Consider the following 14,548-nt stretch of genomic DNA (forward strand, 5'->3'; position numbering starts at 1 on the left):
TCCGCAGGGCTGGTGAATCTCGAATAGACCGAACAGGCCGACCCTATTCGTGAGCAGTCGCGGCCCGCGCTCAGTCGCGGGCCTCGACCACCCAGTAGCCGTGCTCGGCGTAGCGCGCCCGGATGGCCTTCTTGTCATACTTGCCCACGCTGGTGCGCGGAATCTCGTCGACGAACGCCCACCGTTCGGGCAGCCACCAGCGAACAACCTTCTCCGCCAAAAACTTTCGCAGATCCTCGGCGCTGACCGTGGTGCCCTCCTTGGCCACGACGACGGCCAGCGGCCGTTCCTGCCACCGCTCGTCGGGCACGCCGACCACCGCGGCCTCGACCACATGCGGGTGCCCGATCAAGCCGTTCTCCAACTCGACCGAGGAGATCCACTCGCCGCCGGACTTGATCACGTCCTTGGCCCGGTCGGTCAGCGTCACGAATCCCTGCTCGTCGATCCGCCCCACGTCACCGGTGCGCAGCCAGCCGGAGTCGAACTTCGAGTCGTCGGCGGTGAGGTAGTAGGAGCCGGCGATCCACGGGCCGCGGACTTCCACCTCGCCCACGGCGGCACCGTCGTTGGGCAGCGGGCGGCCGTCGTCGTCGACGATGCGCATTTCCACGCCGCAGAGCGGCTGGCCCTGAGTCGCCCGGAACGCCCAGTGCCGGTCCGCGGGCGTTCCCGGCGGCGGCCACGCCATGGTTGCCATCGGCGAGGTTTCCGTCATGCCCCACAGCTGCCGGATCTGCACGCCGTGGTTCTCCTCGAAGGTGCGCATCAGCGACACCGGAACGGCCGATCCTCCGCAGACCACCAGCCGCAGCGACGACATGTCGTGGCCGGGTTCTTCCTCCAGGCGGTGCAGGACGTCGTTCCAGATCGTGGGCACCGCACCCGCCACGGTTGGCCGCAGGTCCTCCACCGTGCGGATCAGCGACCGCGCGTCGAGGTGGCAGTCGGGTAATACCAGGTCGGCGCCGGCCATCAGCGCCGCGTAGGGCAGCCCCCACGCGTTGGCGTGGAACATCGGCACGATCGGCAGCACGCTGTCGACGGATCCCACGCCGATGCCGTTGGTGGTGCAGGCCGCCATGGTGTGTAAGTAGCTCGAGCGATGGCTGTAGACAACGCCTTTGGGGTTTCCGGTGGTACCACTCGTGTAACACATTGCGGCCGCGGACTTCTCGTCGAGCTCCGGCCATTCGAAGTCGGGGGACTCGCCGTCGAGCACGTCGGCATACCGCAGCACGGCCTTGCCCGATCCCTCGACCGCGGCGGTGTCGCCCTCCCCGACCACGATCACGGTGTGCACGGTCTTGAGGTCGCCCAGCACCGGGGCGAGCAACTTGGTCAGCGACGCATCGGCCAGCACCACCTGGTCTTCGGCCTCGTTGGCGACATAGGCGATCTGCTCGGCGAAGAGGCGGATGTTCAGGGTGTGCAACACGGCACCCATCGACGGCACCGCCAGGTAGGTCGCCAGGTGTTCGGCGTTGTTCCACATGAACGTCGCCACCCGCTGGTCCCCGGTGACGCCCAGGCGTCGCAGACCGTTCGCCAACCGAGCGGCATCTTGACCCAGCTCACGGTAGGTGATTCGCCGGTAGCCCGCACCGGTGGCGGTGGCGACGGTACGCGCACCGTGGATACCGCAGCCGTGCCGCATGATCGCGGTGATCGTCAACGGAAAGTCCTGCATCGTGCTGTCCATCGAGATACCGCCTTTGGATCGAGGCGCAGCGTCGCCTGATGTCAACCCTGCGGAACGCGTGGTGCTGGCCGCGTCCCGGGGCCGGCAACGCCTGGCCGCCGGCAGCCTCCACCCTAAGCCCGGGCTCGGCGACCGGTGCGCAATTTCCCTAGGCGAGCACGGGTTCCCGCGGCACCGCCACGGGCAGCCGGGTGGTCGACGCCTCCTCCGGCCCGCCGCCGGCGGCGATCGGCACGACGGTGACGACGCCAGAGTGGCCGGCGATGTAGAGGTATCTGCCGTCGGGGCTTTCGACCACGCAGGACGGGTGCCTCGCCACCCCGATGTCACCGACGACGTCGTGGGTGCTTGTGCACACGACGGCGACATGCTCGTCGCTGACCAGGTAAGCGTGGCGCCCGTCACGACTGAGCGCCAGGCGGGTGAGCGGACCGGCGAGCTCGCTGAGCTTGCGCGTCCCGGTGATGTCGCGGGCCCGGGTGTCGACGACGTCGAGCACCGCGCCGACCACCGGGCCGCAACTGGCAACGTAGGCGGTGCTGCCGTCGCTGCTGAGCGCGACGTCGCGGATGGGCAGACCCAGCTCGTAGGCCCCGACGATGCGGGAGCCGCCGTCGGAGGGTGCGCCGGTCTCGATGACGACAAGTTCGCCGCCGGAGGGCCCGTTGGTGGCGGCATAAAGCTGAGCGCCGTCGGGGCTGAGGCGCACGCAGTCCGCGGTGACACCCGCCGCGCCGGCCAGGTCGATCACCTCGGTCTCGTCGGTGGCGGTGTCCACGACCACGACGTCGGCACCGCGGGCGTGGTTCCGGCCGGCGTAGACGAACCTTCCGTCGGCGCTCACGGCGAGGTCGCTCACGCTGTGGGCCAGCGGATGCGTCGCGATGCGCGCGTTCGACGCGACGTCGACGACGGTGACGGAGTCATAGGACGGGGTTGCGGTGCTGATGTAGGCGCGCGGGGCGTCGCCGCCGCTCAGGGCGACCGCGAACGGCTCGTCCAGGGCGAGGGTTTGCACCACGAGGCGGGCATCGGTGTCGACGATGGAGACCGTGTCGCGGCCGTGGTTGGCCACGACCAGCCGGCTGCCGTCGGGGCTGATGCCGATGTCGCTGATCGGACCGTTTCGCACCGGAATTGCGACGATCGAAGTGTCGTCGAATTGGAACACCCGGTCATCCGGGAAGGCCTTGCGGCCGGTCGAAGCGCTCACGCTGTACCGCCTTTGCTGTGTTGTCGGCGCGGGGCGAAGTCGCCGGGACTTGCGCGACAGTTCGGCCTCCGGATCCCGCAGGATCTCAGCGCCTAAAAGGCGCCGACGCGACTGGTTTTGCGAGTCTACCGGCCAAAATTCGCGTCAAACGGTTCGAAAATCCCCCGACGTTAGCTACGTCACTCCCCGCACTCAGGTTCTGCTCAGGCTTTCAATTACGCTGTATCGCAGTCGCTTACCCGTAGCGAAACTGACGCAAACGCGCATCCGGGGTATTTCGCTTTCACCGCTAACGTTCCCGGTCAGCGCCCTGAGGCCATCCACGTTAAGAAACTCTCAGCGTTCACTTCCCGGGGAGGGGAAGATCACAGGCCTTCACTGGCTGAACTGGGTCTGCGGCCTGGCCAAGGCGGCACCGTCGACCAAGATGTCGAGCTTTTCGTTGTAAAACGCCACCAGACCGGCGATCTGGCCCACCGCGGGCAACGGGTAGTGGTACGTCCAGGCCAGGTCCGGGTGCACGACACCACCGGAACGCACCGACCAGTAGCCCGACGTCACGCCTTTGTACGGGCACAGCGTCTGTGTCGCGCTGGGCTCCAGATGCTCGAAGGCGACATCCGTTGGATCGATGTAATACCTTGTCGGCAAACCTGTTTCGAATAGCAGCACAGGAGAACTGGTGTCCGCCAAGATCATTCCGTCCAACTCCACACGAACATGCCGGTGTGAGCGTAGCGCATCCACCCGCGAGTAGGGATTGCGCGGATGGCCGTAGATCGGCTCGTCTTCCTCGAACCAGCGCAACGATTCCCATTCGAATCGCACGGTCCCGGCCACCGGGCCGCCACCGTCGGCGTCGAACACCCGCGCGGCGGACGGGTAAGTCGCACCGGCGCCCTGCAAGGAGTGCAGCCGCGACGGACCGAACTGCACCTTCTGCGGATGGTCCTCGTCGCGCAGGAACTCCGCGCGGACATCAATCAACGGGATGTAGTACTGCGGGTAGTAGGGGACCTCCCACACATAGCGGGCGGCGGTGGTGTCGAAGACCAGCGCGTCGCCCAGATAACCGCGCACCCGGCGCGGCGCGGGTTCGACCCTGCCGCGCATGGCGGCCATCTGGGGGTAGTCGCGATCGGCGGTCACGTCTGATCCTTGGCGGCCAGGCCGGCCGGCGCGTGGGCGATCGCCGCCCGGATGGCGTCGGCCAGCGCCAGGGCGCTTTCCTCGGTGAGCTCCAGCGCCACCCGCGCCGACGGCCCCAGCTGCGGGTTGAGCACGTCGATGTTGACGGTGTGGCCGTAGGGCGCGTGGACCGGGTGATCGACATACACCGTCGCGCGGCTGGCGCCGAACCACCCGGTGGCGCCCTTGCCGCTGCCGTCGATCGCGACGTGTTCGGTGAGATGAGTGCACATGACGGGCGTACCTAGCCTTTCAGGTGGGTGGCGAAGAAGTCGTCGATGCGCCGCCAGCCGTCGACCGCCGCCACCGGCCGGTAGGCGGGCCGGTCGACGGAGAAGAACGAGTGGCCCGCGCCCTCGTAGGAGTGAAACTCGTGCGGCTTGTCGAACCGGCTCAATGCCTCGTCCAGTGCGGCCACCGCGGCCGGCGCCGGGAATCGGTCGTCGAGCCCGAACAGGCCCAGCATCGGACAGCTCAGATGCGGCGCCAACTGCAGTATCGGCTTCATCGCCTTAGGCATGCCCTCGGGTGGATCCTCGACGATGAAGGCGCCGTAGCAGTCCACCGCCGCGTCGAACGGCAGCGAACACGCCGCCAGGTACGCGTGTCGCCCACCCGAGCAGTGGCCGATCACACCGAACTTCCCGTTGGCGCCCGGCAGCGAACGCAGGTGCTCGACCGCGCCCGCGACGTCGCCGACCAGCCGCTCGTCGGGCACCCCGCCGGCGGCCCGCGCCGCCGCCGCCGCGTCGTCGGGCGACGCGCCCGGCGCCTCACGCGAATAGAGGTTGGGGGCCACGGCGTGGTAGCCGCTGACGGCCAGCCGCCGGACGAATTCCTTGGTCTCGCGGTCGTAGCCGGGCATGTGGTGGATCCACACGACTCCCCCGCGCGTCCCTTCGGCTAGGGGTGAGGCACGGTACGCCTCGATCTCGTCGCCGCCGTGGCCGGTGATCGTGATGGTTTCCGCCCGAATGGCGTCGGGGCTGAGCGCGTTCATCGCAAACCTTCCGGGCTCGCCGGCTGGGCCGCAACCGGACGGAGCGCGTGCGGCCGGTCGGGCCGCCCCGCCGGACACCAACGTATCGGAACACCCGCGCGCCCGGGCGATTCGTGTTCTCTCCCGGGCCCGGCGCCGGCCCGCAACTCGCGTGTCGTGCGACCCCGCCACCCCGGGTGGACGTCACGCTGTAGGGGACGCCGAGCAGGAACTGGCCGCGCTGACGAATGGGGCACCGCACGTGGTTGACAGCGCTGAACATCGAGAGCCGCGAAGCCATGCCGCAGAACAGGGCCATCACCGGCTGGTGGGTCGGCCGCACCGCGACGACGAGGGTGTGATCGTCGAAGCCGAACAACGGGCCGCCCGGTTGCGTTCCGAGGAACATCGCTTCGGCCGGCGCGGCGAGCGGTTCGACCGGCGTTCCCCCTTCGTCACGGGAATGACCGCCGCGGCCGGCGTGGCAGTGACCTATGGGGCGGTCCGCGTCCTCGGGTCGATGTCGTCGGTGCTGGTCTTGATCGGTGTGGCCATGTTTTTCGCGCTCGGGCTCGAGACCGCCGTGTCGTGGCTGGTCAACCACAAGCTGCCGAGGTGGGCGGCGGTGACGGTCGTGGTGACTCTCGTGTTCGCCCTCATCGCCGGGACAGTGGCCGCGACCATTCCCCCGCTGGTGCAGGAGGCACGCCAGCTCGTCGAGCAACTGCCGCATTATCTGCAGCACATCCAAGACCGCTCGTCGCTCATCGGCAGGCTCGACGAGCGCGTCCATCTGCAACAGCGGATCACCGAGATGGTCAACGGGTCCGGCCGCTTCACCTTCGCGGGGATCATCAGAACCGGGTCGGAGGTGTTCGGTGTCCTGTCCCACATCGGCATCGTGGCGATGCTGACCATCTACTTCCTGGCCGACATGCGCCGGATCCGGGCCGGCTTCTACCGGCTCATGCCCAATTCCCGTCGGCCGCGCGCCATCCTGATCGGCGACGAAGTGGTGGCGAAGTTCGGCGCCTATCTCTTCGGGAACGTGCTGACGTCGGTCATCGCGGGGTTCGCCACGTTCGTGTGGTGTGTCCTGCTCGATGTCCCCTACGGGGTCCTGCTGGGTGTCGTGGTCGCCGTCTTGGACCTTTTTCCCTACGGCTCCACGGTGGGCGGATTCGTCGTTGCCGCCGTCGCGGTCAGCGTCTCGATCCCGGTCGCCATCGGGACCGTCGCCTTCTACATGGGATTCCGGCTGGGCGAGGACTACCTGTTGACGCCCAGGATCATCGGGCGGGCCGTCAGGGTGCCGGCCGGCGTCACGGTCGTCGCCGTGCTCCTCGGCGCCGCGTGGCTGGGCGTGGTCGGAGCGCTGGTGGCGATCCCGCTGGCCGCGGCGCTCCAGCTGCTGGTGCAGGAACTGCTGTTCCCGGCGCTGGACGAGGCGTGAAAACGTACCGAAGCCGTTGCCGCATAAGAAATGACGGCGACGGCGCTCTATTCACATTCCGCGCTCATGCTGGCTGCGGGCCCCCAGCCATCCGCTGCCCACCAGGAGTCCCGTCACGGTTGCCCCGAAGGCGAATCCGCCGACGTGGGCGAAGAACGCGACACCACTGCCACCGGATTTCGCCGACATCAGCGCGTAGTTGCCCTCGAAAAACTGCAACAGGAACCATCCCCCGAGGTAGACCCACGCCGGGACCCGGATTGGGAACCACCCCACCAGCGTGAGGATGCTCGAGCTGGGATAGAGCACGAAGTAGGCACCCAGCACCGCGGCGATCGCGCCGCTGGCTCCCAGGGTCGGTATCTGCGCGTCGGACGCGCTGCCGAACAGCAGGGTCATGGCGCTCTGCAAGAAGACCGCGGCGAACCCGCCGACGAAGTAGAAGATCAGGTAGCGCAGCCTCCCGAAGGCGTCCTCGACGTTCTTGCCGAAGATCGCCAGAAACCACATGTTGCCGAGGATGTGGTCCCAGCCCGCATGCAAGAACATGGCGGTGATCCACCCGATGCCCCACGGCTCGGGCGTGGCGCAGGAGTTTTCGATGGCGCACGGATAAAACGACGCCTGGTGGATCGCTGCCTCCGGGTCCGGCAATTCGTAGAACACAAACACCGCAAGGTTCGCGGCGATCAGCCCCACATTCATCCAGGGGAACCGGCGGGCAGAAATACTATCGCTGTAGGGAATCATCCGAACGCTTCCGTGCCGTGCAATGTCGACGTGTCCCAGGCTGGTCGGGCGTCACCCTGGACACGAGAGTCCAAAGACACTTGGTTACCGTCTGGACGTGGTGCCTGCCCTGTCAGCGAGTGAGCGCGCGTCCGCTCTGTCGCACGGGGTGGGCGTCGTCCCCGGTACCGTCGGCCGCCCCCGTGCCGCCTCGCGGCCCCCGGTGAGGTCGAGCGCGATGTCGACGAGCATGTCCTCCTGGCCGCCCACCATCCCGCGACGCCCGGCCTCGACCAGAAGCGTGCGCGCGTCGACGCCGAACCGTTCGGCCGCCGCCTCCGCGTGGCGCAGGAAGCTCGAATACACGCCGGCGTAGCCGAGAGTGAGCGTCTCGCGATCCACGCGCACCGGCCGCTCCTGCAGCGGGCGGACGAGGTCGTCGGCGGCATCCTCGAGGGCGTCGAGGTCGCAGCCGTGTTGCCAGCCCATCCGGGTGGCGGCCGCGATGAACACCTCGAGCGGGGCGTTGCCCGCGCCGGCGCCCATGCCGGCCAGGGATGCGTCCACGCGCCGGCACCCGTGCTCGACGGCGACCATCGAGTTGGCGACGCCGAGGGAAAGGTTGTGGTGGGCGTGGATGCCGATCTCGGTCTCGGCGGAAAGCTTTTGGCGCACCGCGTCGACGCGCTCGGCGACGTCACGCATGGTCATCGCACCGCCGGAGTCGACGACGTAGACGCAGCCGGCGCCGAACCCCTCCATCAACTTGGCCTGGTCGGCCAGGGCCCCCGGGGTGGTCAGGTGGCTCATCATCAGGAAGCCGACGGTGTCCATGCCCAGCTCGCGGGCGGCGGCGATGTGGTGCGCCGAGATGTCGGCCTCGGTGCAGTGGGTGGCGACCCGCACCACGGTGGCGCCGACCCGGTGCGCCGCGGCGAGGTCGCGGATGGTGCCGATTCCCGGCAGGATCAACGTGGCGATCTTCGCGCGGCGGACCACCGCGGCGACCGCCTCGATCCATTCCAGGTCGGTGTGTGCGCCGAACCCGTACACGCAGGTGGAGCCGCCGAGCCCGTCGCCGTGGGCGACCTCGATGGAGTCGACCCCGGCGGCGTCGAGCGCTGCGGCGATGCCCGCGGCCTGTCGCAGTGTGTACTGGTGGCGCACCGCGTGCATCCCGTCCCGCAAGGTGACGTCGCTGATGTAGAGCTGATCGGTCATGACGGCGCCCCCGCACCCGTCAACGCATGCGCGGCAATGCTTTCGGCGGTGGCCAGCGCCGCGGAGGTCATGATGTCGAGGTTGCCGGCGTAGGCGGGCAGGTAATCCGCGGCGCCGGCCACCTGCAGCAGGGTGGTGACCCGGGTGCCGATGAACTTTCCAGTCTCGGGAATGTGCAGCGGGTTGTCGGGACCGAACGTCTCGAACTGCACGGGTTGCTTGAGCCGGTACCCGGGCACGTAGCGCCGGACCCGCTCGATCATCGCGGCGATGGACGCCTCGATGGCGGCGTGCTCGCAGTCGCCTTCCACCAGGCAGTAGACCGTGTTGCGCATCAGGATCGGCGGATCCGCCGGGTTGAGCACGATCACCGCTTTGCCCCGCTGCGCCCCGCCGACGACTTCCAAAGCGGTGGCCGTGGTTTCGGTGAACTCGTCGATGTTGGCCCGGGTGCCCGGGCCCGCGGACTTCGCGGAGATCGACGAGACGATCTCGGCGTAGGCCACCGGCGCCGAGCGGTTCACCGCGGCCACGATCGGTACGGTCGCCTGCCCCCCGCACGTCACCATGTTGAGGTTCGGCGCGTCGAGGTGGTCGGTGAGATTGACCACCGGGACGCAGAACGGACCGATGGCGGCCGGGGTCAGGTCGAGGACGCGTACGCCGTTGTGGCGCAACGCCTCCCAGTGACTGGCGTGGGCCTCGGCGGAGGTGGCGTCGAACACGAGGCGCACCCGCTCGAAGCCCGGCATGGCCAGCAGGCCGTTGACGCCCTCCGACGACGTCGGCACGCCCAGGCGTTTCGCCCTGGCCAGCCCGTCGGACGTGGGGTCGATGCCGATCATCGCGGCCATCGTCAGAGGTCCGCCGCCGCGCAGGATTTTGAGCATCAGATCGGTGCCGATGTTGCCCGACCCGATGATCGCCACGGGAAATTGCCGACCGGCCATGGGGTGTCCTCTCCGCTTACGCGAAGCTCACGCCGACCGCGCCGAGGCCGGTGATCGCGGCCCTCGCCCGGTCGCCGGCTTCGACGAAAGCGGCCGTGGTGTAGGAGCCCGACATCACGAACTGCCCGGCCTCGATCGCGGTTCCGTATTCGGCCAGGGCGTTGGCCAGCCACGCGACGGCCGCGGCCGGATCGCCCATCACGGCGGTGCCCCGCCCCGTTTCGATGAGCGCGTCGTTCAGGTAGAGCGCCGCGGTGGTGCCCGGCAGGGGCGGCGCGTCCGAGATCGGCACCCACTCGCCCAGCACCACGGCGCCGGAACTGGCGTTGTCGGCGACGGTGTCCGCCAGGGTGATCCGCCAGTCGGCGATCCGGCTGTCCACGATCTCGAGCGCGGCGGCCACCGCTTCGGTGGCCGCCATCACCTCGGCGACCGTCACGCCCGGACCGCGCAGCGGTGCCCGCAGCAGGAACGCCACTTCGGGTTCCACCCGCGGCGTGCAGAACGCGCGCCTGAGCACCGGCGCCCCGTCGCCGAGCACCATGGTGTCGAGGACGTAGCCGAAGTCGGGCTCGTCGACGCCGAGCAGCGCCTGCATCGGCGCGGAGGTCAACCCGATCTTGTGGCCCCGCAGCCGTTCGCCGGCAGCGAGGTGGCGCTCGAGGTTGCGTCGTTGCACCGCATAGGCCTGGACGACATCAAGGCCCGGATAGGCCTCGGTCAGCGGCGGGATCGGGCTGCTGTTCGCCCCTGCCGCAAACAACCGCCGGGCGGCCTCGTCCAGCCGGCCGTTTTGGGCGGTCGTCTCGATCATGTGAAGTCCCCGGATTCCAGCAGCTGGGTCGCCGACTGGAAGACCAGGCGGGCGTGCAGGTCGAAGAGCTTGATCAGGTCCACCGAGTCACCACCGATCTCTTTGGCGATGAACAGGCCGTCCGCTCCGGCGATCGCGTAGGTGGTCAGCAGCCGCACCCCCTCCTCGTCGAGCCCGGGCGCAACGTCGCGCACGACCGCCTCGAACCGGTGAAAGGCCGCGTCGCGCACCTGGAGGAACATCTCCCTCGCGCGCGGCTCGACGGGTCGGCGCTCCAGCGCCAGCATCAAGCCCAGGCGGATGAAGTCGGGCGCGTCCAGCAGCGCCTTGGCCACCTGCGTCCCCAGGTCGGCCACCCGCTCCTGGACCAGGGCGCCGCCGGGCAGGTCGAGGGCGGCCAGCCAGCGGCCGAAGCTGCGCTCGATGACCGCGGCGATCAGGTCGTCCTTGTCGGCGAAGTGCCAGTAGATCGATGTCGGCGGCAGGCCGCTTTTCTTGCTGACCAGCGAGATCGTGGTGCCTTCGTACCCGCGCTCGGTGGCGACCTCGGTCGCCGCATCGAGGATCCGCTCGCGCGACTGCTCCCCGTTGGCCCGGGTGCGTCTGCCGGCGCGGGATCCGCTGGAGCCAGTGCTGCCGGAGCCTGTGGTCACGTTGCCCCCTTTTGAGTGTTGACCGTCACGCTATCGAAGCTTACTGTATGGATCACTACATTAACAAGCCGCCGGAAGGGCCGAGATGACTGAGCAAAAAACCTATGACGTGGCGATCGTCGGCTACGGCCCCGTCGGCTGCACCGCGGCGAACCTGTTGGGCCAGCTGGGCCTGAATGTTGTTGTGGTGGAACGTGACCCGGACATCTATGCGCGGGCGCGCGCCATCTCCACCGACGAGGAAGTGGTACGCATCTGGCAGCAGGTGGGGCTGGCGGACCGGCTCAACGCCGACATGCAGCCGGGCTGCGGGGCGAACTTCGTCGACGCCAACGGCGTACCGTTCGTCAAGCTGTTGCCCGTGTCGAGGGGTAACGGGCACCCCCCGCAGCAGTTCATTTACCAGCCGGCGCTCGAGAAGGTGCTGCGCGACGGGGTCGATCGCTTCCCCAACGTCTCCGTCCTGCTTCGGCACGAGTGCCTGCGTTTGCTCCCGCAGGGCGACTTCGTGGAGTTGATGCTCGCCGACCTGACCACCGACGAGTTCCGGCGGGTCCGCGCCTCCTACGTGATCGCCGCCGACGGCGGGTCCAGCGCCACCCGCGCCCAGCTGGGTGTCGGCTTCAGCGGCCGCACCTACGCCGAGCGTTGGATCGTCATCGACACCAAGGTGCTCAAGGAATGGCCCGGCCACGACCGGCTTCGGTTCCATTGCAACCCCGAACGGCCGACCGTCGACTGCCCCACCCCACTGGGACACCACCGCTGGGAGTTCCCGGTGCGCGACGAAGAGGACGAGCGGGACCTGCTCTCGGAGGACGCGATCTGGCAGGTGCTGCGCGGCCAGGGGATCTCGCCGGACAATGTGCAGATCTTGGGGTTCGCCTGCTACAGCCACCACGTCCGCTTCGCCGACCGGTGGCGGGTGGGCCGGATCTTCCTGGCCGGCGACGCCGCCCACGCGATGCCACCGTGGATCGGCCAGGGCATGTGCGCCGGGGTGCGGGACGTGGCGAATCTGTGCTGGAAGCTCGGGGCCGTGCTGAACGGGTCGCTGCCGGAATCGGTGCTCGACACCTATCAGACCGAGCGGCTGCCCCACGTGAAGGAGGTGACCAATCGCGCGGTGAAGACCGGCAAGCTCATCATCGAGCGGAACCGGTTGCGCGCGGCGGCCCGCAATCACATCTTCCGGACCGCGAGCAGGGTGCCCTACTTCTCCACCTGGCTGCGCGACCACCGCTGGTTGCCCGACGCGCGCTACCGCGACGGTCTGCTCGCGCGCAACGGGAACGGGGCCGTCGGCTGGCTGATCCCGCAGCCCTGGGTCCGCGACGAGAAGGGCGACAGCGTGCGCCTCGACGACGTGGTCGGCGGCCGGTGGACCGTGCTGCACACCGGGCGCGCAGTCACAGCACCGGACTGGCTGGCCGCGGGCGTGCCGGCCTTGAAAGTCATCCCGCCCCAAAGCGTTCCGCGCGCCGACTGCGTCGTCGACAGCGACGGATCGCTGACCGCCTGGCTGGACAGCAAGGGTGCGTCGGCGGTGGTCGTGCGGCCCGACGGCTTCGTCTACGCCGGGGCCACCGACGGCCAGCCCCTTCCGCCGCCGCCGGCCGGCTTCAAGTCGTAAGGAAAGACCCAGTGACCACTACCACCCTCACCGAACGCACCGTCAGCGTCAAAGGAAAAGACATCTTCGTCGCCGAGACCGGCAGCGGCCCGGCCCTCGTGTTGCTGCACGGCGGCGGACCGGGCGCGTCGGGCGTATCGAATTACGGGCGCAACATCGAGGCACTCGCCGAGAACTTCCGGGTCATCGTTCCGGACATGCCCGGGTACGGCCGCTCCACCAAGGGCGTCGACCGGGGCGACCCGTTCGGGTACCTCGCCGATCACATCCGGGGCATGCTCGACGAGCTCGGCATCGACAGCGCGCACCTGGTCGGCAATTCCTACGGCGGGTCGTGTGCGCTGCGCCTGGCCCTGGACACGCCCCACCGGGTGAACAAGCTCGTGCTGATGGGTCCCGGTGGCGTCGGGACGACCCGCGGACTGCCCAGCGAGGGCCTGCGGAGCCTGCTGGCCTACTACGGCGGCGACGGACCGAGTCTGGAGAAGCTGCGCACGTTCATCCGGTCATACCTGGTGTATGACGGCGCCGCGGTGCCCGACTCGCTGATCGAGTCCCGCTACCAGGCGTCGATCGATCCCGAGGTGATCGCAAACCCGCCGCTGCAACGGCCGTCGGGGTTGCGCACGCTGTGGCGGATGGACTTCACCCGCGACCACAGGCTGGCCGGCCTCGCGACGCCGACGCTCATCGTCTGGGGCCGGGAAGACAAGGTGAACAAGCCGAGCGGCGCAGCGATGCTGGCCGACCGGCTGCCCAACGCCGACGTCCTGCTGGCCGCCAACACCGGACACTGGGTCCAGTGGGAGCGTGCCGAACTGTTCAACGCCGTCGCTGCCGCGTTCCTGAAAACCTAACCACTGCAATCAATTACAAGGATCAACATGTCTACCACCCACCGGCCCTCGGTGTTCGGCAATGCGCACCTGGGTTATGTCGTGATCGAAACCGACAAGATCAGCGACTGGAAGCGCTTCGGCCGCGACGCGATCGGCATGCACCTCGACGAGATGGCGCCCGACACCGTCCGGTTCCGCCTCGACGACAACGAGTGTCGCGTGCTGCTGCGACGGGGGCCGGCGGAAGACGTCGTCGCGCTCGGTTGGCAGCTCGACGGTCACGCAACGTTCGACGAGATCAGTCGCCGCGTCGCCGACCACGGGGTGCCCAGCGTCGAGGGCAGCGACGAAGAGGCGAAGCTGCGCGGGGTCGAGCGCTTCCTGCGGTTCCCCGGCCCGAACGGACTCGCCCAGGAGATCTACACCACCGCCCGCAGCGCGCCGCTGTCCCTGGACATCCCGGGCAGCGGATTCGTCACCGGCACAGGCGGAATGGGCCACGTCGCCCTCACCACGAAGAAGCCCCACGAGGTGCGCGGCTATTACAACCACGTCTTCGACGCGCGGCTTTCGGACTACATCGACGAGACCATCAGCGGAATGCGGTTCAAGATCCGGTTCCTGCGAGTCAACGACCGACACCATTCGGTGGCGATCGCATCGGTGAACGCGTTGCCGATCAACCCGATTCGCACCCGCGTCCAGCACGTCAACGTGCAGGTCGCGGCCCTCGACGATATGGTCACCTCCTACCAGCGGGTCAAGGCACTGGGTTTCGGCATGGCCCTGTCGATCGGGCAGCACACCAACGACAAGGAGCTCTCCTACTACGCGGCGACGCCGTCGGGCTTCGAATGGGAGGTGGGCTGGAACCCGATCGTCGTCGACGAAGCGACCTGGAGCCCCACCACCCACCAGGGCATCAGCATCTGGGGCCACCGGCCGGAAGGGCAGGCCGTCATCGCCAAGCTCCACCAGTTCGCGGCGGCCACCCGCTCGCTACGGCACCGGGAAGACACCGTCGCGGCGCTCAGCGCGCCGGGCATCGCCGACGACTAGCGGCGATCGCGAGCGCGGCGAAGCCGGGCGAAGCGGGTCGCCGACGACTAGCGGCGATCGCGAGCGCGGCGAAGCCGGGCGAAGCGGGTCGCCGACGACTAGCTGCCCGCGCACC

The 14,548-nt window shown here is 68.7% G+C and carries 13 protein-coding genes and 2 pseudogenes; 4 read left to right on the forward strand and 11 right to left on the reverse strand.

Features of this window, described 5'->3' with window-relative positions; translation table 11 throughout:
• Positions 1-70 precede the first annotated feature (70 nt).
• From A9X04_RS28315 to A9X04_RS28335, 5 genes are all read right to left on the reverse strand, one after another.
• Positions 71-1,702 (reverse strand): long-chain fatty acid--CoA ligase, encoded by a 1,632-nt coding sequence (locus A9X04_RS28315; protein WP_067928197.1) that lies wholly within the window; start codon positions 1,700-1,702, stop codon positions 71-73.
• Positions 1,703-1,850: 148 nt separating this feature from the next.
• On the reverse strand, positions 1,851-2,915 hold the full coding sequence (locus A9X04_RS28320; protein WP_067928200.1) for a YncE family protein: 1,065 nt from the start codon (positions 2,913-2,915) through the stop codon (positions 1,851-1,853).
• A 375-nt stretch (positions 2,916-3,290) separates the two neighbouring features.
• Positions 3,291-4,037, reverse strand: a complete 747-nt coding sequence (locus A9X04_RS28325; RefSeq protein ID WP_067928285.1) for a DUF427 domain-containing protein — start codon at positions 4,035-4,037, stop codon at positions 3,291-3,293.
• Positions 4,038-4,060: 23 nt separating this feature from the next.
• Positions 4,061-4,336: a DUF6295 family protein gene (locus tag A9X04_RS28330; protein WP_067928202.1), complete on the reverse strand. Its 276-nt coding sequence runs from the start codon at positions 4,334-4,336 to the stop codon at positions 4,061-4,063.
• An 11-nt stretch (positions 4,337-4,347) separates the two neighbouring features.
• Positions 4,348-5,103 carry a dienelactone hydrolase family protein gene (locus tag A9X04_RS28335; protein WP_067928204.1) on the reverse strand — a complete coding sequence of 252 codons (756 nt, stop codon included), beginning with the start codon at positions 5,101-5,103 and terminating at the stop codon, positions 4,348-4,350.
• A 307-nt stretch (positions 5,104-5,410) separates the two neighbouring features.
• Between A9X04_RS28335 and A9X04_RS28340 the strand changes: the two genes are divergently transcribed.
• On the forward strand, positions 5,411-6,535 hold the full coding sequence (locus A9X04_RS28340) for an AI-2E family transporter (RefSeq protein ID WP_067928206.1): 1,125 nt from the start codon (positions 5,411-5,413) through the stop codon (positions 6,533-6,535).
• A gap of 51 nt (positions 6,536-6,586) precedes the next feature.
• Here the strand turns inward: A9X04_RS28340 and A9X04_RS28345 are convergent, their stop codons facing one another.
• From A9X04_RS28345 to A9X04_RS28365, 5 genes and pseudogenes are all read right to left on the reverse strand, one after another.
• A complete protein-coding gene (locus tag A9X04_RS28345; protein WP_197509467.1) occupies positions 6,587-7,240 on the reverse strand; it encodes a rhomboid family intramembrane serine protease in 654 nt (217 codons plus the stop codon).
• A 246-nt stretch (positions 7,241-7,486) separates the two neighbouring features.
• Positions 7,487-8,485: pseudogene (gene dmpG, locus A9X04_RS28350) on the reverse strand (4-hydroxy-2-oxovalerate aldolase); the annotation flags it as partial.
• A complete protein-coding gene (locus A9X04_RS28355) occupies positions 8,482-9,435 on the reverse strand; it encodes an acetaldehyde dehydrogenase (acetylating) (RefSeq protein ID WP_197509469.1) in 954 nt (317 codons plus the stop codon). The gene A9X04_RS28355 and the pseudogene dmpG, both read right to left, overlap by 4 nt.
• Positions 9,436-9,451: 16 nt before the next feature.
• Entirely contained in the window at positions 9,452-10,249 is a 798-nt protein-coding gene (locus tag A9X04_RS28360; RefSeq protein ID WP_067928212.1) for a 2-keto-4-pentenoate hydratase, read from the reverse strand.
• The gene (locus A9X04_RS28365) at positions 10,246-10,902 is read right to left on the reverse strand and encodes a TetR/AcrR family transcriptional regulator (protein ID WP_067928215.1); all 657 of its coding nucleotides are present in this window, start codon (positions 10,900-10,902) and stop codon (positions 10,246-10,248) included. The genes A9X04_RS28360 and A9X04_RS28365 overlap by 4 nt, the downstream gene beginning before the upstream one ends.
• A gap of 85 nt (positions 10,903-10,987) precedes the next feature.
• Between A9X04_RS28365 and A9X04_RS28370 the strand changes: the two genes are divergently transcribed.
• From A9X04_RS28370 to A9X04_RS28380, 3 genes are read left to right on the forward strand one after another with little or no spacing between them, the layout of a single operon-like run.
• Positions 10,988-12,535 carry a bifunctional 3-(3-hydroxy-phenyl)propionate/3-hydroxycinnamic acid hydroxylase gene (locus tag A9X04_RS28370; RefSeq protein ID WP_067928218.1) on the forward strand — a complete coding sequence of 516 codons (1,548 nt, stop codon included), beginning with the start codon at positions 10,988-10,990 and terminating at the stop codon, positions 12,533-12,535.
• 11 nt (positions 12,536-12,546) lie between these two features.
• Positions 12,547-13,392 (forward strand): alpha/beta fold hydrolase, encoded by an 846-nt coding sequence (locus A9X04_RS28375; protein WP_067928219.1) that lies wholly within the window; start codon positions 12,547-12,549, stop codon positions 13,390-13,392.
• Positions 13,393-13,419: 27 nt separating this feature from the next.
• Positions 13,420-14,433: a VOC family protein gene (locus A9X04_RS28380; protein ID WP_067928222.1), complete on the forward strand. Its 1,014-nt coding sequence runs from the start codon at positions 13,420-13,422 to the stop codon at positions 14,431-14,433.
• On the opposite strand, the pseudogene A9X04_RS32495 reads toward A9X04_RS28380, so the two are convergent.
• A pseudogene (locus tag A9X04_RS32495) lies at positions 14,377-14,547 on the reverse strand (hypothetical protein); the annotation flags it as partial. The gene A9X04_RS28380 and the pseudogene A9X04_RS32495 sit on opposite strands and share 57 nt — an antisense overlap.
• Position 14,548: the final 1 nt, after the last annotated feature.

Origin of the sequence: Mycobacterium sp. E3247 (genome assembly GCF_001667785.1) — a bacterium.
Classification (GTDB): Bacteria; Actinomycetota; Actinomycetes; order Mycobacteriales; family Mycobacteriaceae; genus Mycobacterium.

Excerpts from the sequence above, each read along its gene's own strand:
- A9X04_RS28315 (WP_067928197.1), bottom strand. The coding sequence starts at position 1,702 with ATGGACAGCACGATGCAGGACTTTCCGTTGACGATCACCGCGATCATG.
- A9X04_RS28325 (WP_067928285.1), bottom strand. The coding sequence starts at position 4,037 with ATGGCCGCCATGCGCGGCAGGGTCGAACCCGCGCCGCGCCGGGTGCGC.
- A9X04_RS28330 (WP_067928202.1), bottom strand. The coding sequence starts at position 4,336 with ATGTGCACTCATCTCACCGAACACGTCGCGATCGACGGCAGCGGCAAG.
- A9X04_RS28335 (WP_067928204.1), bottom strand. The coding sequence starts at position 5,103 with ATGAACGCGCTCAGCCCCGACGCCATTCGGGCGGAAACCATCACGATC.
- A9X04_RS28345 (WP_197509467.1), bottom strand. The coding sequence starts at position 7,240 with ATGAATGTGGGGCTGATCGCCGCGAACCTTGCGGTGTTTGTGTTCTAC.
- A9X04_RS28355 (WP_197509469.1), bottom strand. The coding sequence starts at position 9,435 with ATGGCCGGTCGGCAATTTCCCGTGGCGATCATCGGGTCGGGCAACATC.
- A9X04_RS28360 (WP_067928212.1), bottom strand. The coding sequence starts at position 10,249 with ATGATCGAGACGACCGCCCAAAACGGCCGGCTGGACGAGGCCGCCCGG.
- A9X04_RS28370 (WP_067928218.1), top strand. The coding sequence starts at position 10,988 with ATGACTGAGCAAAAAACCTATGACGTGGCGATCGTCGGCTACGGCCCC.
- A9X04_RS28380 (WP_067928222.1), top strand. The coding sequence starts at position 13,420 with ATGTCTACCACCCACCGGCCCTCGGTGTTCGGCAATGCGCACCTGGGT.